The sequence below is a fragment of the Mucilaginibacter sp. dw_454 genome, from assembly GCF_018449775.1.
GTDB lineage: Bacteria > Bacteroidota > Bacteroidia > Sphingobacteriales > Sphingobacteriaceae > Mucilaginibacter.
This window is the reverse complement of sequence record NZ_JAAVVB010000005.1, coordinates 122,864-139,678: the sequence shown is the minus strand read 5'-3', so window position 1 is coordinate 139,678 and position 16,815 is coordinate 122,864. Positions and strand designations below refer to the sequence as shown.

The following is a 16,815-nucleotide window of genomic DNA, read 5'->3' as shown; positions in this document are numbered from 1 at the left end:
ATTTGATAACCATATTTGTTTATACCTAATCCACCGGTTACGTATAAACCTATTTAAATTGTTTTCATGAAAAAATACTTAATCCTGGCAACGATATGCCTGGCAGCATTGGTAAGCATCAAAGGCACCTTTATTAAATATCCACCGCACCGGTTGGAGATTCTATTCCTGGGCCATACCGCCACGCATCACTTGTCCGACAAGTTTGCCGAGATTGTTCAACAGTCTTTTTTCAAGGATGGAATTAATATTACTTATACCACTAACCCGGATGATCTGAATGAAACCACGCTTTCAAAATATGATGGGTTGATATTATACGCCAATTACGACACCATTTCTAAACCGCAGGAAAAAGCCCTATTACAATATGTAAAAAGTGGGAAGGGCTTTATCCCCATTCATTGTGCATCGTATTGCTTTCGCAATTCGGACGAAGTTGTGAAAATGATCGGTGGGCAGTTTAGCAGCCATAAAACCGATACGTTTAAAATGGTTATTGTCGACAAGAAGCATCCTATTATGAACGGCGTAAACGCATTCACTACCTGGGATGAAACTTACGTACACACCAAGATCAACAAGGATATCCATGTTATAACAGAACGCGTAGAAGGCGACCATCACGAACCTTATACCTGGACGAATAATTACGGTAAGGGCCGCGTATTTTATACCGCTTACGGGCACGACGAGCATACCTGGAAGAATCCCGATTTTTTAAAGATGCTGGAGAATGGCGTAATATGGGCGGTTGGTAAAAAGGCTGACAAGGGACTGGCAAAATTACCGAAGCCTAACCCCGGTTATACGGTTGCAGATATTCCTAACTATGAAAACCGTAATCCTGCACCTAAATTACAGGCACCGCTGTCCCCTACCGAATCGCAGCTATTAACCCAGGTACCGGTTGGTTTTAAAATGCAGCTGTTTGCTTCCGAACCTGATATTGAAAAGCCTATTGCCATGGCTTGGGATGAACGCGGTCGTCTTTGGATAGTGGAAACCGTTGATTATCCGAATACAATTATCAGCAACCCGGGAGAAGGCCACGACCGTATAAAAATATGCGAAGATACCGACGGCGACGGCAAAGCCGACAAGTTCACCATTTTTGCCGACAAACTGAATATTCCAACCAGTATTGTTTTTGCTAACGGCGGCGTGATCATTGCGCAGGCTCCGGATTTCCTATTTTTAAAAGACACAAACGGTGATGACAAGGCCGACATCCGTGAGAAGCTCATATCCGGCTGGGGTAAATTCGACACACATGCCGGTCCTTCAAATTTGCATTATGGGTTTGACAATAAAATTTGGGGCACCGTTGGTTACTCAGGTTTCAAAGGCGACGTTGGCGGCGAGCATTTCGATTTCTCGCAAGCGGCTTACCGTTTTACACCCGATGGCAAACACATGGAGCACATGGGCGCCACCAGCAACAACACCTGGGGCTTAGGATTTTCAGAAAACAACGATGTATTTATATCAACCGCCAATAACTCGCATAGCGACTATCTGGGTATGCCACTATCTTACATTAATAAGATCGGTTTGCCACCAATGACCTCTGTCGAAAAGATTGACGGACACTACAATATGCACGTGGTAACCAAAAATCTAAGACAGGTGGATGTGCACGATGGCTTCACCGCTGCTGCCGGACACAATCTTTATACAGCACGTAATTTCCCGCAAGAATACTGGAACCGTATAGCCTTTGTGAATGAACCAACCGGGCGCATCGTGCACCGGGCAATATTAGAACCCGATGGCTCCGGCTTTAAAGAAAAAGATGGTTGGAACTTCTTGGCAAGTGCAGACGAATGGCTGGCTCCTGTACAGTCCGAAGTTGGTCCGGATGGCGCAATATGGGTGGCTGACTGGTATAACTTCATCATCCAGCACAACCCCACTCCTAAAGGATTTGAAAATGGCAAAGGTAACGCCTATATCAATCCCTTGCGCGACAGAACGCATGGCCGCATTTACCGGATAGTTTATGATGATGCAAAACCTTCGGCTATAAAGAAACTTGACAAAAACAACCCGGGTCAACTCGTGGCGGCGCTGCAAGACGATAATATGTTTTGGCGAATGACTGCACAAAGACTAATCGTTGAGGGTGGATACAAACAAGTGGCACCGCAACTTTATGCGCTAATTCAAAATAGGGATGTTGACCTGTTAGGCATTAATCCGGCGGCCATACATGCGTTGTGGACGCTTAAAGGCTTGGGCTTGCTTGAAGGTTCGGATCAACAAGCTATTAGTGTCGCTGAAGAAGCGCTGAAACACCCATCGGCAGGCGTTAGAAAAGCGGCGTTGCAAGTACTGCCCTTGACCGCAAAATCAATGTCGGCTATTCAAAATGCCGGTCTTTTAAACGATGTCAATTTAAACACAAGATTAGCTGCCATTTTAATAATCGCAGACATGCCGCAGTCAGGCGCTATGGGGACAACCTTGCAAGCCATGCAAAAAATCCCGCAGAATATGAATGACTATTGGATTAGTAAGGCGCTACAGGCTGCTATATCAACTCATGTCAAGGGCGCAGCAGAAGAGATTAGGGCCGCCAATACTGGTGAAAATAACAAAGCAAAGGCATCCGACACCAAGCCAGACCAGGTTGTGAAAATCAATGTAATCCAAAATGCAATGAAGTTTGACACCAAAATTTTCACAGTTAAGGCTGGCAGCATGATAGAAGTTGATTTTTCAAACCCAGATTTTATGCAGCACAATTTCGTGATCCTTCAAAAAGGGAGTTTGGAAAAGGCTGGCGCTGCGGCAGACAAACTGGCTCAAGACCCAAAAGGCATAGAACAAAATTATGTTCCGAAGATTCCGGAAGTGTTGTTCTCGACAACATTGGTAGAGCCTCAAAAAAGCTTTAAATTAAAGTTCCGGGTGCCTGCTGAAGCAGGAGATTATCCATTTATATGCTCTTTCCCCGGCCATTGGCGCATTATGAACGGCATGATGAAAGTTGTTAAATAATCAGAAACCATGACGGCTACAACAAACGGAACCTCTGCACCCGATATGAAGCTTTTTTATGCCTGCTTCATTTCAATTGTCACTACCGCATTCGGATTTATTTTGCGTGCGCTGGTATTGCCACAATGGGGGCACGATTTCAATCTTACCCAAACCCAGTTGGGCGAAATTGCCGGTGTGGGCCTTTGGCCCTTCGCCATAAGCATTGTATTGTTCAGTTTGGTAATTGATCGTATCGGCTATAAAACAGCCATGTTTATTGCTGTCTTTTGCCACATAGCATCGGCATTGTTAACCATATTTGCCACCGGTTATTGGATGCTCTATATTGGCTCATTTATTTGTGCCATTGGTAACGGGACAGTTGAAGCTGTAGCAAATCCGGTGGTGGCAACAATGTTTCCTAATCAAAAAATCAAATGGTTGAGCAGGCTTCACGCAGGTTGGGCCGGCGGTTTGGTTTTAGGTGGTGTAATGGCACTGTTGCTTGGTGTTAATGTCAAATGGGAGTATAAGATAGCCTTAATATTAATTCCAACCGTGATCTACGCGTTGATGACTATCTCCAGAAAGTTCCCTTTGAATGAGCGCGTACAAGCCGGCGTGTCTTACAAAGAAATGTTACAAGAAGTCGGGGCGGGCGGCGCATTGATCATAGTGGCTCTAATCATATTCCAATTAGGTGCAGTATTTGGCTGGACCACCGCTGCAAACGTCATCATCACTTTATTAATAACAGCAGGGTTTGGTTATTACACGCGTAGCTTCGGTCGCCCACTGTTTATAGCCTTGTTATTAATTATGATACCGCTGGCGACAACCGAATTAGGTACGGATAGCTGGATAACAGATTTAATGACACCGGAAATGAACAAAATAGGCTTTCAAGCCGGTTGGGTATTGGTATATACATCGGCCATTATGTTTGTACTACGCTTTTTCGCCGGTCCGATATCACATCGGTTCTCATCACCGGGATTGTTAGCTATATGCTCTGCCATTGCAGGTATTGGCTTATATGCCATGTCTTTTTCTGCCGGTAACGTAATTCTGATAGCCGCAACTATATATGGATTGGGCAAGTCTTTTTTTTGGCCGACTATGTTGGGTATGGTATCAGAGCGTTTTCCAAAAGGAGGAGCTTTAACATTAAACATTACAGGCGGTTTGGGCATGATTGCTGCCGGCGTCATTGGTGCAGGGATATTAGGTTTTATCCAGGATAAATCAGTAGATAAAAAGGTCACCGCCTACGACGGGACGCATCAAACAGCTATACACAGCACCTATGTTACAGAGCAAAAGACAAGTCTTTTTGGCGATTATAAAGCGTTGGATCAAACAAAATTGGCTACGGCAAATGTCGATGAACAACGAACTGTCACCACAATTCGCGACACTGCAAAAAAAGAAGCATTGCGCTACATCGTTATTTTCCCTTTGATCATGCTGGTAAGCTTTGTACTTCTTATCCTGTATTTCAGATCAAAAGGAGGTTACAAAGCCGTAACATTAAATCAGCCAGACGAACCCGAAGCTACACCCTATTAAAAATCAAAAATGTCATTACCAATAAAATTCGGTGTAAGCACCTGGCTATTTACGTCGCCATTTCAAACATCGTCAATAGAAGAACTATTTCCCAAAATTGCTGCAATGGGCTTTGATGTAGTTGAGATAGCTATCGAAGACCCCGCATTAATTGATGGCCATGCGGTAAAAAAAGCACTTGCCAAATATGGTCTTAAGGCTATTGTGTGCGGCGCATTTGGACCAACCCGCGATTTGACCAATGAGGACCCCGCCATTCATGAAATATGCTTTAAGTACATAGCTGACTGCCTTGATCTATGTGCTTTATGGGACACTAAGTTTTTTGCAGGGCCAATGTATTCGGCAGTTGGAAAGGCGCGTATGGTGCCGCCAGAACAGCGTAAAGCAGAATGGGCCCTTGCTGTTAAAAACCTACGCAAGGTTTGCGATATGGCCGCCGAACAGAATTTGGAGATAGCGTTAGAACCTTTAAACCGTTTTGAATCTGATTTAGTGAATACCGCCTGGGACGTGGTGCGTTTGGTAGACGAGATTGATCACCCGGCTGCTAAAATAATTCTAGATGGTTTCCACATGAATATTGAGGAGCCGAACATTGAGGAAGCGATAAAACTAGCCGGCGATAAACTGATTCATGTACAGGTTGCCGAAAATTACCGTGGGACACCGGGAACAGGCCAAACAAACTGGGCGGCCTACCGCCGCGGGCTGGAAGCGATAAACTATAAAGGAACGGTGTCAATAGAGAGCTTCACACCTGACAACAAGGAATTAGCCCAGGCTGTTTGTATCTGGCATCCGCTGGCTTCGAGCCAGGATAAATTCGCTTCGGAAGGATTAGCATTTTTAAAACATTGGGCGCAATAGCCCTCAAAATATCAAACAGCATTTATTACAAGTATGGAAAATAAAAAAATTAACGTAGCCATAGTTGGCTTAGGTTTCGGGGCAGAATTTATCCCAATTTATCAGCATCATCCAAATGCAAATATGTATGCCATTTGCCAGCGCGACCATACTAAGCTGCACCAGGTAGGCGATGCTTTCGGTATTGAAAAACGTTACACTGATTATGACGAATTATTGCAAGATCCTGATGTCGACGCAGTACATATCAACACTCCAATCCAAAACCATGCCGAGCAATCTATCAAAGCCTTGCGTGCGGGCAAGCATGTAGCCTGCACTGTGCCCATGGCTACCACGGTTGAAGAATGTCGCCAGATTGTAGAAGCAGTGAAAGAAACCGGCCTAACCTACATGATGATGGAAACCGTGATTTACAGTCGCGAATTTTTATTTGTAAAAGAACTGTATGAAAATGGCGAACTGGGTCGACTTCAATTTTTAAGAGCCTCGCACCAGCAAGAAATGGCAGGTTGGCCGGGCTACTGGGAAGGCCTGCCGCCGATGCATTACGCAACACATTGCGTAGGCCCTGTTTTGGCTTTGGCTAAAGCCGATGCCGAGTATGTGTCCTGCTTTGGCTCCGGGCGCATTGATGAAACCCTGATTGGTAAATATGGTTCCCCATTTGCTGTTGAGAGTTGTCACATCAAGTTTAAAGATTCTGATTTGGCTGCTGAAGTAACACGATCGCTTTTCAACACCGCAAGACAATACCGCGAGAGCTTCGACGTATACGGTTCCAAAAAAACCTTTGAGTGGACATTAGTTGAGCATGAACAATCTGTAATCCATACCGGCGAAACTCCTGAAAAAGTGACGATACCAGATTATGCGCATCTGTTACCTAAAGAGATCCAGGCCTTTACCACCGGCGGGGTTTATGATGCTAATAGTAATCAGCATTTATCCTTTATCCAGGGTTCGGGCCATGGCGGTTCGCATCCGCATTTAGTGAATGAATTTGTATCAGCATTGGTAAATAGCCGCCAGCCATTCCCTAATGCACGGCAGTCGGCTAACATTACCTGCGTAGGTATTTTGGCGCATGAGTCGGCCATGGATGGCGGTAAAAAAATCAGTCTTCCTGATTTCACCTTAACAAACAAGTAATTATGGAAAGAAGAACTTTAATAAAAGGCATAGCCGCCGGCGTGTCATCTTTATATCTTTCAAAAAGTTATGCAGGCCGACTATTAAAAGCACCTTACGCAGCCGGACCTTTTCAGCCCACCTGGGATTCGTTAACCCAATATCAAGTACCAGATTGGTTCCGCGATGCAAAGTTTGGCATGTGGGCGCATTGGGGGCCGCAGTGCCAACCCGAACGGGGTGACTGGTATGCACGAGGAATGTACCAGGAAGGCAGCGATCAATACAAATACCATTGCGAAAAGTACGGACATCCTTCAAAATTTGGTTTTAAAGATGTTATCCATGAGTGGAAAGCAGAAAACTGGGACCCGCAAGAACTGCTTGGTTTATATAAAAAAGCAGGAGCAAAATATTTCATGGCGCTGGCAAATCACCACGATAATTTTGATCTGTATGACAGCAAATATCAAAAATGGAACTCGACCCGCATGGGTCCCAAAAAAGACCTGGTAGGCGGTTGGGCCAAAGCAGCGAAACAACACGATTTAAGATTTGGCGTAAGTGTTCATGCCGCCCATGCCTGGAGCTGGATGGAAACCGCGCAGCGGGCAGATAAGAATGGCCCCTTAGCCGGGATATCTTATGACGGGAAAGCTACTGCAGCTGACGGCACCGGTAAATGGTGGGATGGCGAAGACCCGCAAGATCTGTACGCGCAGAACCATCCCCTAAGCCAAAACAGTTTAGACGATGGCATGATCCATCGCCAGTGGAACTGGGGCAATGGCGTAACCCCGCCATCAAAAGCTTATTGCGAAAAGTTTTATAACCGCACCGTAGCGTTAATTGATAAATACGGGCCGGAGTTTGTTTATTTTGATGATACCGCTTTGCCACTATGGCCCGCCAGTGATGTTGGTTTACGCATTGCCGCTCATCTATATAATACCAATATTAAAAAACACGGCAAGTTGGATGCGGTAGTTTTTGGCAAAATATTGGACGAGCAACAACGTAAATGTATGGTGTGGGATATTGAACGCGGCCAAAGCAACCAGATTGAGGCACAACCCTGGCAAACTGATACCTGCATTGGCGGCTGGCATTATGACCGTCGCATTTACGATCATAATCAATATAAAAGCGCCAAAACTGTGATACATACGTTGATTGATGTAGTGAGCAAAAATGGTAACCTGATGTTAAATATCCCGGTGCGTGGCGATGGCACTATTGATGACAAAGAACGCGCTGTAGTTGAAGAGATTGCCGCATGGATGCAAATAAACAGCGAAAGTATTTACGGCACCCGGCCATGGAAAGTTTACGGCGAAGGCCCGGCCATGGAATCAACGGCGCCGCTAAGTGCGCAAGGTTTTAATGAGGGCAAAGGCAAACCTTTCGGAGCGGCGGATATGCGCTTTGTTACCAATGGCAAAACGCTTTATGCCACCCTATTGGGTTGGCCCACCGACAAAACTACGCTTATAAAAACACTCAATACCAACACAACAGCCAAGGTACAAAAGGTGAGTTTATTGGGTCATGGACAGACCTTAGATTTCGGGCAAAATTCTGCCGGATTAACCGTAAATTTACCGGACCAGGCACCCGGCAAAAGCGCCTTTGTGCTAAAAATAGAAAGCTAAAAATGAGGCAAGATGCTATCGGCACCCGGGTGTTACTGACGGGTGTTCTAATACTCGTTATTACTATAAATGCAGCAGCACAACAGCCTTATTCTTCAAAGGGGCTTAAAGATTATTATCAGCAGTATTTCCCCATAGGAGTAGCCGTTAGCGCTAATCAATTAAAAGACTCGGCGCAGACTGCGTTAATTCTGCAAGAGTTTAATAGCCTAACACCCGAAAATGCCATGAAAATGGGGCCTATACACCCGGAAGAGGGTCGTTACAACTGGCGGGATGCCGATTTGATTGTCAACTTTGCCCAGCAACACCATTTGAAAATAAGGGGGCATAACTTATGTTGGCACAACCAAACACCCAAATGGTTTTTTTACGACGGAAATGGAAAGCTGGTTAGTAAAACAGTATTACTGCAACGGCTGAAAGATCATATTTACCAGGTTGTTGGTCGTTATAAAGGCAAAATATATGCCTGGGACGTGGTAAATGAGGCTGTGGCTGACGATGACAGCCAACTCTTGCGAAACTCTTTGTGGTACCAGATATGCGGAGAGGACTTTATTGCAAAAGCATTTCAATATGCACACGAAGCCGACCCCGATGCTATTTTGTTTTACAATGATTACAATACCGAACAGCCCCAAAAAAGGGAACGAATTTACCGACTCCTTAAACAGTTGTTAGCTGACGGAGTACCCATTAATGCCGTCGGGTTGCAGGCACATTGGTCGCTAAATAAGCCATCAACCGAAAACTTAATTGCAACAATAAAAAAATACGCCTCATTGGGACTTCAGGTGCAAATAACCGAGTTGGACATTTCGGTCTTTACAAGCAATGACGAACGAATACCCGCAGCTGCCGCAGAGCAGCGCCAGGCGGAGCAATACCAACGAGTGTTTGAAGTTTTTAGGGAGTTTAAAAAAGAACTGACTGGCGTTACTTTCTGGAATCTTTCCGACCGGTCTTCCTGGCTGAATAACTTTCCCGTACCCGGGCGAAAAAACTATCCTCTTCTTTTTGACCAATCTTTAAAACCGAAAGCTGCATATTGGAAAGTTACGCAGTTTTAAAAAATAGATGTCATGAAAACACTTATTTGCGAAGAACCCGGAAAGCTGATATATGCAGATCGTCTAAAGCCCGAACCATCAGAAGGCAACACCCTTTTAAGGGTCCGTCGAATAGGCATTTGCGGTACTGATCTTCATGCTTTCGAGGGAACGCAACCTTACTTCAATTATCCAAGGGTATTGGGTCATGAATTGGCTGCCGAGATAGTAATTTCTACCAGCGATTTTCAATCGGGTGACATCGTCACCGTCATTCCATATATCAATTGCCAGACCTGCCTGGCCTGCCGCATGGGTAAACCCAATTGCTGCTCAAACATTCAAGTACTCGGTGTACACACCGACGGCGGCATGGCAGAATTTATACAGGTTCCTACACGATTGGTATTACCGGCACAAGGTTTAAGTTTAGATGAGTTGGCGTTAGTTGAACCACTTGCAATTGGGGCCCATGGCGTTCGACGCGCTGCTATTACAAAAGGTGAATTTGTGTTAATTGTCGGTGCAGGCCCGATCGGGTTAGGCACTATGGAGTTTGCCCGCATAGCGGGTGGTAAAGTAATAGCTTTAGACATTAACGAACAACGGCTAGACTTTTGCAAAGAAAAATTAAAAGTTGATCATACCATCAACGCTCTTAAAGACAATGTTACTGCACGTTTGCAAGCAATTACAGGCGGAGATATGCCCACAGTTATCATAGATGCTACCGGCAGCCAAAAAGCCATTAACAATGCATTTCAATATATGGCGCATGGAGCACGATTTGTTTTAATTGGTTTACAGAAAGGCGAGATAAGCTTTAGCCATCCAGAATTTCATAAAAGAGAAGCAACATTGATGAGCAGCCGAAATGCCACGCGCGAGGATTTTGATCATGTAATATCAGCCATGAAAAACAAATTGGTTGATCCCTCTAATTACATTACACACAGGGTAAAATTTGATGAAGTAACCAGAGATTTCAAAAGCTGGCTTGACCCACAAACCAAAGTTATTAAGGCTATAGTTGAGCTTTAGTAGTTCTTTTGTTTTTTTAGGAACTGTCATGACTCTACTACATGGAGATCATGCTTATGTTTTAAATGTAAACGATTGATAATTAAACAAATTACAAATTGTCTTTTATCTCGAAAAAAGTGCCTAACTTCAGAATGCCTACATAATGGAGATATATTTTTGCGATTTGTAGAAAAGTCTGTGATAAGCAAACTCATCCGATTTATTTAATTCAACCATGCATCACGAACAACACGTTACCAGCTCAGAAACCATCAGGGATATAGTTATCGGTATGTCTGACGGCTTAACGGTACCATTTGCGCTGGCGGCAGGACTAAGCGGGGCGGTCAGCTCTTCGGGATTGGTTGTTACCGCCGGGATAGCAGAAATTGTGGCTGGTTCCATTGCCATGGGGCTTGGCGGTTTTTTGGCCGGACGAACGGAAGCAGACCATTATCGCTCCGAACTTCAACGGGAGTACAATGAGGTGGAGCGTGTTCCTGAACAGGAAAAAGCAGAGGTCAAAGAAGTTTTTGCCGGATTTGGTTTATCGGAGAACCTGCAGACTCAAATTGCCGAGGAAATGGCAAAGGATAAGGATAAATGGGTTGACTTCATGATGCGTTATGAACTTGGCCTGGAAGAACCGCATCCCAACCGCGCTACCAAAAGCGCCATCACTATAGGGATATCCTATATCGTTGGGGGGATCATACCCTTGTCGCCATATTTCTTTGTCAGAGATGCGCATACGGCGCTTTATTATTCCTGTATCATTACCCTCATCTGCCTTTTCATATTTGGTTATTTTAAAAGTAAGATGACCGGTCAACCGGCCTTCAGTGGTGCTCTGAAAGTGGTGGTGATCGGAACCCTTGCTGCCGGTGCAGCATTTTTAATGGCTAGACTGATCAACGGGAAATAACTATTTATTCCAACAAGATCGTCAGGTCACAATCTCCACCTTTTTATCAATGGAATTGTCCGGTCCAATATTATATTCAAGCCGGTTGATATGAAACCGTCCCTTCAATATATAGCCTGAAATCTTTTGCACTGCCGCAAAAGGGGGGATCGCCAAATTTTATCGGAAAATATCGAACTAAATAGGATTTGGTCTTAACCAATCGTGCGCCAAATATTTATGGGTATAAAAAAAGGAAACAAACGATATCGTTTGTTTCCTTTAGTAGCCCGTAGGGGAATCGAACCCCTGTTTGAAGAATGAAAATCTCCTGTCCTAACCCCTAGACGAACGGGCCATTTTTGAAATGGTTTCCCTTATTTTGGGATTGCAAAGATATACCTTTAATGCTAATATTAAAAAAATCTTTAAAAAAAATATTTATGCTGATTTTCGGCAGACAATTCGCCCTATAAAAGCAAACAAAAAGCGGTCTCAGGCATTATAAAGCAGTTAATAACATTTATCTTTATATAAACACCACAGCCGCTATTTATGAAGCCAAAACAATACGATGCAATAATAATAGGCGCAGGCCAGGCGGGGTTACCCTTAGCCAAAAAACTGGCCCAAGCCGGCAAAAAAACCGCATTGATTGAAAAACGATGGATAGGAGGCACCTGTGTTAATGATGGCTGTACACCTACCAAAACCTGGGTGGCATCGGCTAAAATGGCTTATATGGCAGCCAATAGCGCGGCCCTGGGTGTCACCATCAAAAACTTTAAGGTGGATATGGCGACCATTAAAAAGCGCAAGGACGACATCGTCATCCACGCCCGCAATGGTGGCACCAAAAACGCCGAAGAAACGCCAAACCTTGATGTAATTTTTGGCGAGGCAGTATTTACTGATGTTAAAACCATATCCGTAGCGCTTAAAGACGGTAGCGGCGCAAAATTATTAAAAGCCGACTGGATCTTTCTGAACGTAGGCACCAAAACTTTTATTCCCGAAATTGAGGGTTTGAACGATATAGATTATCTAACCTCGACCTCCATATTAGAACTGGATAAAGTGCCTGATAACCTGCTGGTAATCGGCGGTAATTATATTGGGTTAGAGTTTGGGCAGATGTTCAGAAGGTTTGGCAGCAAGGTAACTATACTGGAAAAATCAGCACGTTTACTTAGGCGAGAGGATGAGGATATTTCGATTGAGGTGCGCAAGATCCTGGCTTTGGAGGATATCAATATCCAAACCGGATCGCAAGCAGTTAAGTTTAAGCAAGGCAAAAAAGGCAAGATCACCGCTACGATCAAAAATGCGGGGCACGAGAAGAAAGAGAAATTCAGCCACGTGCTGGTGGCTGTTGGTCGTATACCCAACACAGATACTTTAGGCCTGGATAAAACCGGCGTGAAGTTAGATGATAAAGGCTACATCAAAGTAAATGGCAAGCTTGAGACCAACGTTAAAGGTATTTATGCTTTGGGCGATGTTACCGGCGGACCTGCATTTACCCACATTGCCTATAACGATTATACCATCGTGTACCGTAACCTCATAGAAAAACATAATTACACCACTGCCGACCGCCCAATACCTTACTGCATGTTTACCGATCCGCAACTGGGTCGCGTCGGCATTAGTGAGCAGGAGGCTAAGGAGCAAAAGCTGGATTACATTGTAGCCAAGTTACCCATGGCACATGTGGCAAGGGCGGTCGAAACCGGCGATACGCGTGGCTTCATGAAAGCCATTGTCGACCGGAAAACTAAAAAGATTTTGGGCGCGGCCATATTGGGCCAGGAGGGCGGCGAGATCATGTCGGTATTGCAAATGGCTATAGAGGGTGGTATTACTTACGACCGGATCAGGTATTGCGTATTTGCGCATCCCTTGTATTCAGAGTCGCTCAATAATTTATTTATGCGTGTTGAAGATTGATCCCCTATGATAAAGGTTGACCATTTAAGCAAGTCGTTTAATAAAACTAAGGCTGTCGATGACATCTCGTTCGAGGTGGCTGAGGGTGAGAACCTGATCTTGCTGGGCACCAGCGGCTGTGGCAAAACCACGACGCTTAAAATGATCAACCGGCTGATCGAACCCGATCGTGGCAAGGTCTTCATCAACGGCCAAAACATTCTGGACCAGCAGCCTGAGATCCTACGCCGCGGCATTGGTTATGTGTTGCAAAACAACGGACTTTTTCCGCACTATACAGTGGCCGAGAATATCGCTATTGTACCCCAACTCCTAAAATGGGACAAAAAGCAAACCGAACATCGCGTTAGCGAATTATTGGAAAAACTGCATCTCGATAAGAAATACCTGAGCGCTTATCCTAACGAGCTCAGCGGCGGTCAGCAGCAGCGCGTCGGTTTAGCAAGGGCATTAGTTACCGACCCGGCGGTGCTATTAATGGACGAACCCTTTGGTGCCTTGGACACCGTAACCCGCTCAAAAATTCAGCAAGAGTTTAAAGCATTGGATGAGCTGAAACGCAAAACCATCATCATGGTGACGCATGACGTGCAGGAAGCATTTGAGCTGGGCGATAGGATCTGTTTGATGGATAAGGGCAAAATTGTGCAGAATGGCACACCTGCCGAGCTGTTGTTTAAACCGGAAAATGATTTTGTGCGGGATTTTTTGAAAGATCAGCGTTTGCAGTTGGAATTTAAGGCGATAAAACTCAAAGATTTAGTCGCTACCGAAGGCGTTTTTGAATTGCATGGCGAATCGTTAGCTGCCGATGTTTCTTTATGGCATGTGTTGGAAGGGTTCAAGTTTTCTAAGACAGAGAATCTGCATATCATCGACCAAAACAAGAAAAAGACTGACCTTGGTTTTGAAGACTTAATGTCGGCATTTTATCAATACAAAAAACGGCACGCGCATGAATGAGCAGCAACAAACCCTCTGGCAGTTCATGGCCCAGCAAAGCGACAAGCTGCTCACGCAAACCCTGCAGCATATCGGGTTGACATTTATTTCGCTCATTATTGCGGTTTTGGTGGGTCTGCCCTTAGGCATTTTCATTGCACGCCGGAAAAAGTTTTCAGGTCCGGTATTGGGTATTGCTGGTGTGTTGCAGACTATCCCTAGCATCGCCTTATTAGGTTTTATGATCCCGCTATTGGGTATTGGACCCAAGCCAGCTATTGTGGCTTTACTGCTGTATGCTTTATTGCCCATCATCAGAAATACCTTTACCGGTATAACAGGAGTCGACGACAGTGTCAAAGAAGCCGCCGTGGCTATGGGCATGAGTAAATGGCAATTGCTATTTAAAGTTGAGCTGCCGTTGGCTATGCCGGTGATATTGGCCGGTATCCGTACCGCTACGGTCATTAATGTGGGCGTGGCAACATTGGCGTCGTACATTGCCGCGGGTGGCTTAGGCGAGTTTATTTTCGGCGGCATCTCCCTCAACAATACCAATATGATTTTGGCGGGGGCTATTCCGGCCGCCTTGCTGGCTATTTTGTTTGATTTCCTGCTCTCGCTGTTGCAGCATCTTAACCTTAAAAAATTAAAAGTTGCGGCTAAAGTATTGCCTGCGATTTTGGTGATTATGGCTTGCTTTTACTTTATCCCCACGGCTTATGGCAGCAAATTGACCGCCGGTTTTACACCCGAATTTATGGGCAGGCAAGACGGCAATCTGGGCTTGCAAAGCAAATACGGTTTGAAGATCCATACCATTGTGATCAGCGATGCGGTAATGTACAAAGCGGCTTTTGAAAAAGAGCTGGATGTCATCAGCGGCTACTCAACCGATGGGCGCTTAAAAGCTTACGATTTGGTGGTTTTAGAGGATGATAAAAAGATCTTCCCGCCATATTATGCCGCACCGATTGTGCGGGACGATGCGCTCAAAAAATTCCCGCAACTGGAATCGACGTTAAATTTACTGGCCGGCAAAATAAATGATAGCGTGATGACCGACTTAAACTATCGCACCGACTATCTTCACCAAAGCCCCGAGCGGGTAGCTAAAGATTTTTTGGTGGCACACAACTTATTCAAACCAGACCGTGGCGGCAGCGCAGGCATTGTGCGCATCGGCTCCAAAATTTTTGGCGAGCAGTACATTTTGGCCGGCATGTACAGCATGCTGATCAAAGGAAACACTGATTATGATGTAGCGACCAAAACCGGACTGGGTGGCACTAAAATTTGTTTTGATGCCATGGCCAACAACCAGATAGATCTGTATCCGGAATATACCGGCACGGGCTTGCTGGCTATTTTACAACCATCGCAACAACAAATTGATGCGGTGACCGGCAATAAGGAAAAGACTTATGACTACGTAAAATCTGAATTTGAAAAACGCTACCAGATCAAATGGTTACAACCTATTGGGTTTAATAACGCGTACGCTTTGATGATGCGCAGAAAACAAGCCGCGCAGCTTGGTGTTAAAACTATAACCAACTTAAAACAATACCTGCAAACCAAATAGTAATGGAGTTATTAGATCGCTATTTCAAAGTCAGAAAATATACCGAAGCCATTTGCAGCCACCTGCAAACCGAAGACTATGTGGTGCAGCCGGTGGTTGATGTGAGTCCGCCGAAATGGCATATTGGGCACACCACCTGGTTTTTCGAAACTTTTATCCTGAAGCCTTATTTTATGGGTTACCAGGAGTTTGATACCAACTACAACTTTGTATTTAACAGCTATTATGAAGCAGTAGGGACACGGGTAGTCCGCACCGATCGCGGCAACTTGAGCCGGCCAACCGTGATCGACATTTACCGCTACCGCGAATATGTGGACAATGCCATGGCCGATTTTTTATGCCAGGAGCCTTCTGCAGATGTACGCGAGTTGTTGATCCTTGGCCTTAACCACGAAGAACAGCACCAGGAATTATTATATACCGATATCAAATACATCTTAGGCAATAACCCGCTGATGCCAGCTTATGATAAAAACTATGTATCGCCAAAAGTTAATCATAGCGATGCCGGTTTTATTAAAATGGACGAAGGTGTTTACGAGATAGGCTTTAGCGGCGAAGGTTTTTGTTTTGACAATGAGCTAAACCGCCACAAGGTGTATTTAAATAGCTACCAGATCAGCCCAAACCTGGTAACCAATGCCGAGTACCTGGAGTTTATTAATGCCGATGGGTATCATGACTTCCGCCACTGGCATGCCGAGGGTTGGGATTGGGTAAAGACCAACCGGGTGGAATCGCCCATGTATTGGCATTTGTTGGATGATAAATGGCACGTTTACACTTATCATGGCTTGGAACCGTTTCGGCCAAACGAGCCAGTCTGTCATATAAGCTACTTTGAAGCATATGCCTACGCCAGCTGGAAGGGCCTGCGCCTGCCTACCGAGTTTGAATGGGAAGCCGCCGCGCCGCAATTTGAATGGGGCAAGGCCTGGGAGTGGACCGAAAGCTCCTACCTGCCATACCCGGGTTTTACCAAAGCTGCCGGCGCGATAGGCGAGTATAACGGTAAATTTATGGTGAACCAGAAAGTGCTGCGTGGCGCTTCAGAAGTTACTTCGCCCGGTCATAGTAGGTTAACTTATCGTAATTTTTTCCAAACTGGCCTGCGCTGGCAATTTACTGGCATAAGGCTTGCTAAGTAAT

At 45.1% G+C, this 16,815-nt stretch carries 12 protein-coding genes and 1 tRNA gene; 12 read left to right on the top strand and 1 reads right to left on the bottom strand.

All coding sequences use genetic code 11. From position 1 onward, the window contains the following. The first annotated feature begins 66 nt into the window (after positions 1–66). The 8 genes from HB679_RS15780 (at position 67) to HB679_RS15745 (ending at position 11,207) form a co-directional block, all read left to right on the top strand. Positions 67–3,003, top strand: coding sequence for a PVC-type heme-binding CxxCH protein (locus tag HB679_RS15780; protein ID WP_214072974.1), 2,937 nt, complete (start codon positions 67–69; stop codon positions 3,001–3,003). Positions 3,004–3,012: 9 nt separating this feature from the next. Further along, positions 3,013–4,554 (top strand): MFS transporter, encoded by a 1,542-nt coding sequence (locus HB679_RS15775; protein ID WP_214072973.1) that lies wholly within the window; start codon positions 3,013–3,015, stop codon positions 4,552–4,554. A gap of 9 nt (positions 4,555–4,563) precedes the next feature. Continuing rightward, on the top strand, positions 4,564–5,424 hold the full coding sequence (locus HB679_RS15770) for a sugar phosphate isomerase/epimerase family protein (protein WP_214072972.1): 861 nt from the start codon (positions 4,564–4,566) through the stop codon (positions 5,422–5,424). Positions 5,425–5,457: 33 nt separating this feature from the next. Then, positions 5,458–6,576, top strand: a complete 1,119-nt coding sequence (locus tag HB679_RS15765) for a Gfo/Idh/MocA family oxidoreductase (RefSeq protein WP_214072971.1) — start codon at positions 5,458–5,460, stop codon at positions 6,574–6,576. Between the two features lie 2 nt (positions 6,577–6,578). Next, positions 6,579–8,207: an alpha-L-fucosidase gene (locus HB679_RS15760; RefSeq protein ID WP_214072970.1), complete on the top strand. Its 1,629-nt coding sequence runs from the start codon at positions 6,579–6,581 to the stop codon at positions 8,205–8,207. A 2-nt stretch (positions 8,208–8,209) separates the two neighbouring features. Then, on the top strand, positions 8,210–9,280 hold the full coding sequence (locus HB679_RS15755; RefSeq protein WP_214072969.1) for an endo-1,4-beta-xylanase: 1,071 nt from the start codon (positions 8,210–8,212) through the stop codon (positions 9,278–9,280). 12 nt (positions 9,281–9,292) lie between these two features. After that, positions 9,293–10,300, top strand: a complete 1,008-nt coding sequence (locus HB679_RS15750; protein WP_214072968.1) for a zinc-binding alcohol dehydrogenase family protein — start codon at positions 9,293–9,295, stop codon at positions 10,298–10,300. 217 nt (positions 10,301–10,517) lie between these two features. Then, entirely contained in the window at positions 10,518–11,207 is a 690-nt protein-coding gene (locus tag HB679_RS15745; protein ID WP_214072967.1) for a VIT1/CCC1 transporter family protein, read from the top strand. Between the two features lie 265 nt (positions 11,208–11,472). On the opposite strand, the gene HB679_RS15740 is transcribed toward HB679_RS15745, so the two are convergent. Further along, positions 11,473–11,544, bottom strand: a tRNA-Glu gene (locus tag HB679_RS15740). A 197-nt stretch (positions 11,545–11,741) separates the two neighbouring features. On the opposite strand from HB679_RS15740, the gene HB679_RS15735 reads away from it, so the two are divergent. Genes HB679_RS15735 through egtB form a run of 4 tightly spaced genes read left to right on the top strand, consistent with a single transcriptional unit; the run spans position 11,742 to position 16,814 of the window. Then, positions 11,742–13,136, top strand: coding sequence for a mercuric reductase (locus tag HB679_RS15735; RefSeq protein ID WP_214072966.1), 1,395 nt, complete (start codon positions 11,742–11,744; stop codon positions 13,134–13,136). Between the two features lie 6 nt (positions 13,137–13,142). After that, positions 13,143–14,099, top strand: a complete 957-nt coding sequence (locus HB679_RS15730) for an ATP-binding cassette domain-containing protein (protein ID WP_214072965.1) — start codon at positions 13,143–13,145, stop codon at positions 14,097–14,099. After that, positions 14,092–15,663, top strand: a complete 1,572-nt coding sequence (locus tag HB679_RS15725; RefSeq protein ID WP_214072964.1) for an ABC transporter permease/substrate-binding protein — start codon at positions 14,092–14,094, stop codon at positions 15,661–15,663. Before HB679_RS15730 ends, HB679_RS15725 begins: the two co-directional genes overlap by 8 nt. A gap of 2 nt (positions 15,664–15,665) precedes the next feature. Further along, the gene (gene egtB / locus HB679_RS15720; protein WP_214072963.1) at positions 15,666–16,814 is read left to right on the top strand and encodes an ergothioneine biosynthesis protein EgtB; all 1,149 of its coding nucleotides are present in this window, start codon (positions 15,666–15,668) and stop codon (positions 16,812–16,814) included. Position 16,815 lies beyond the last annotated feature (1 nt).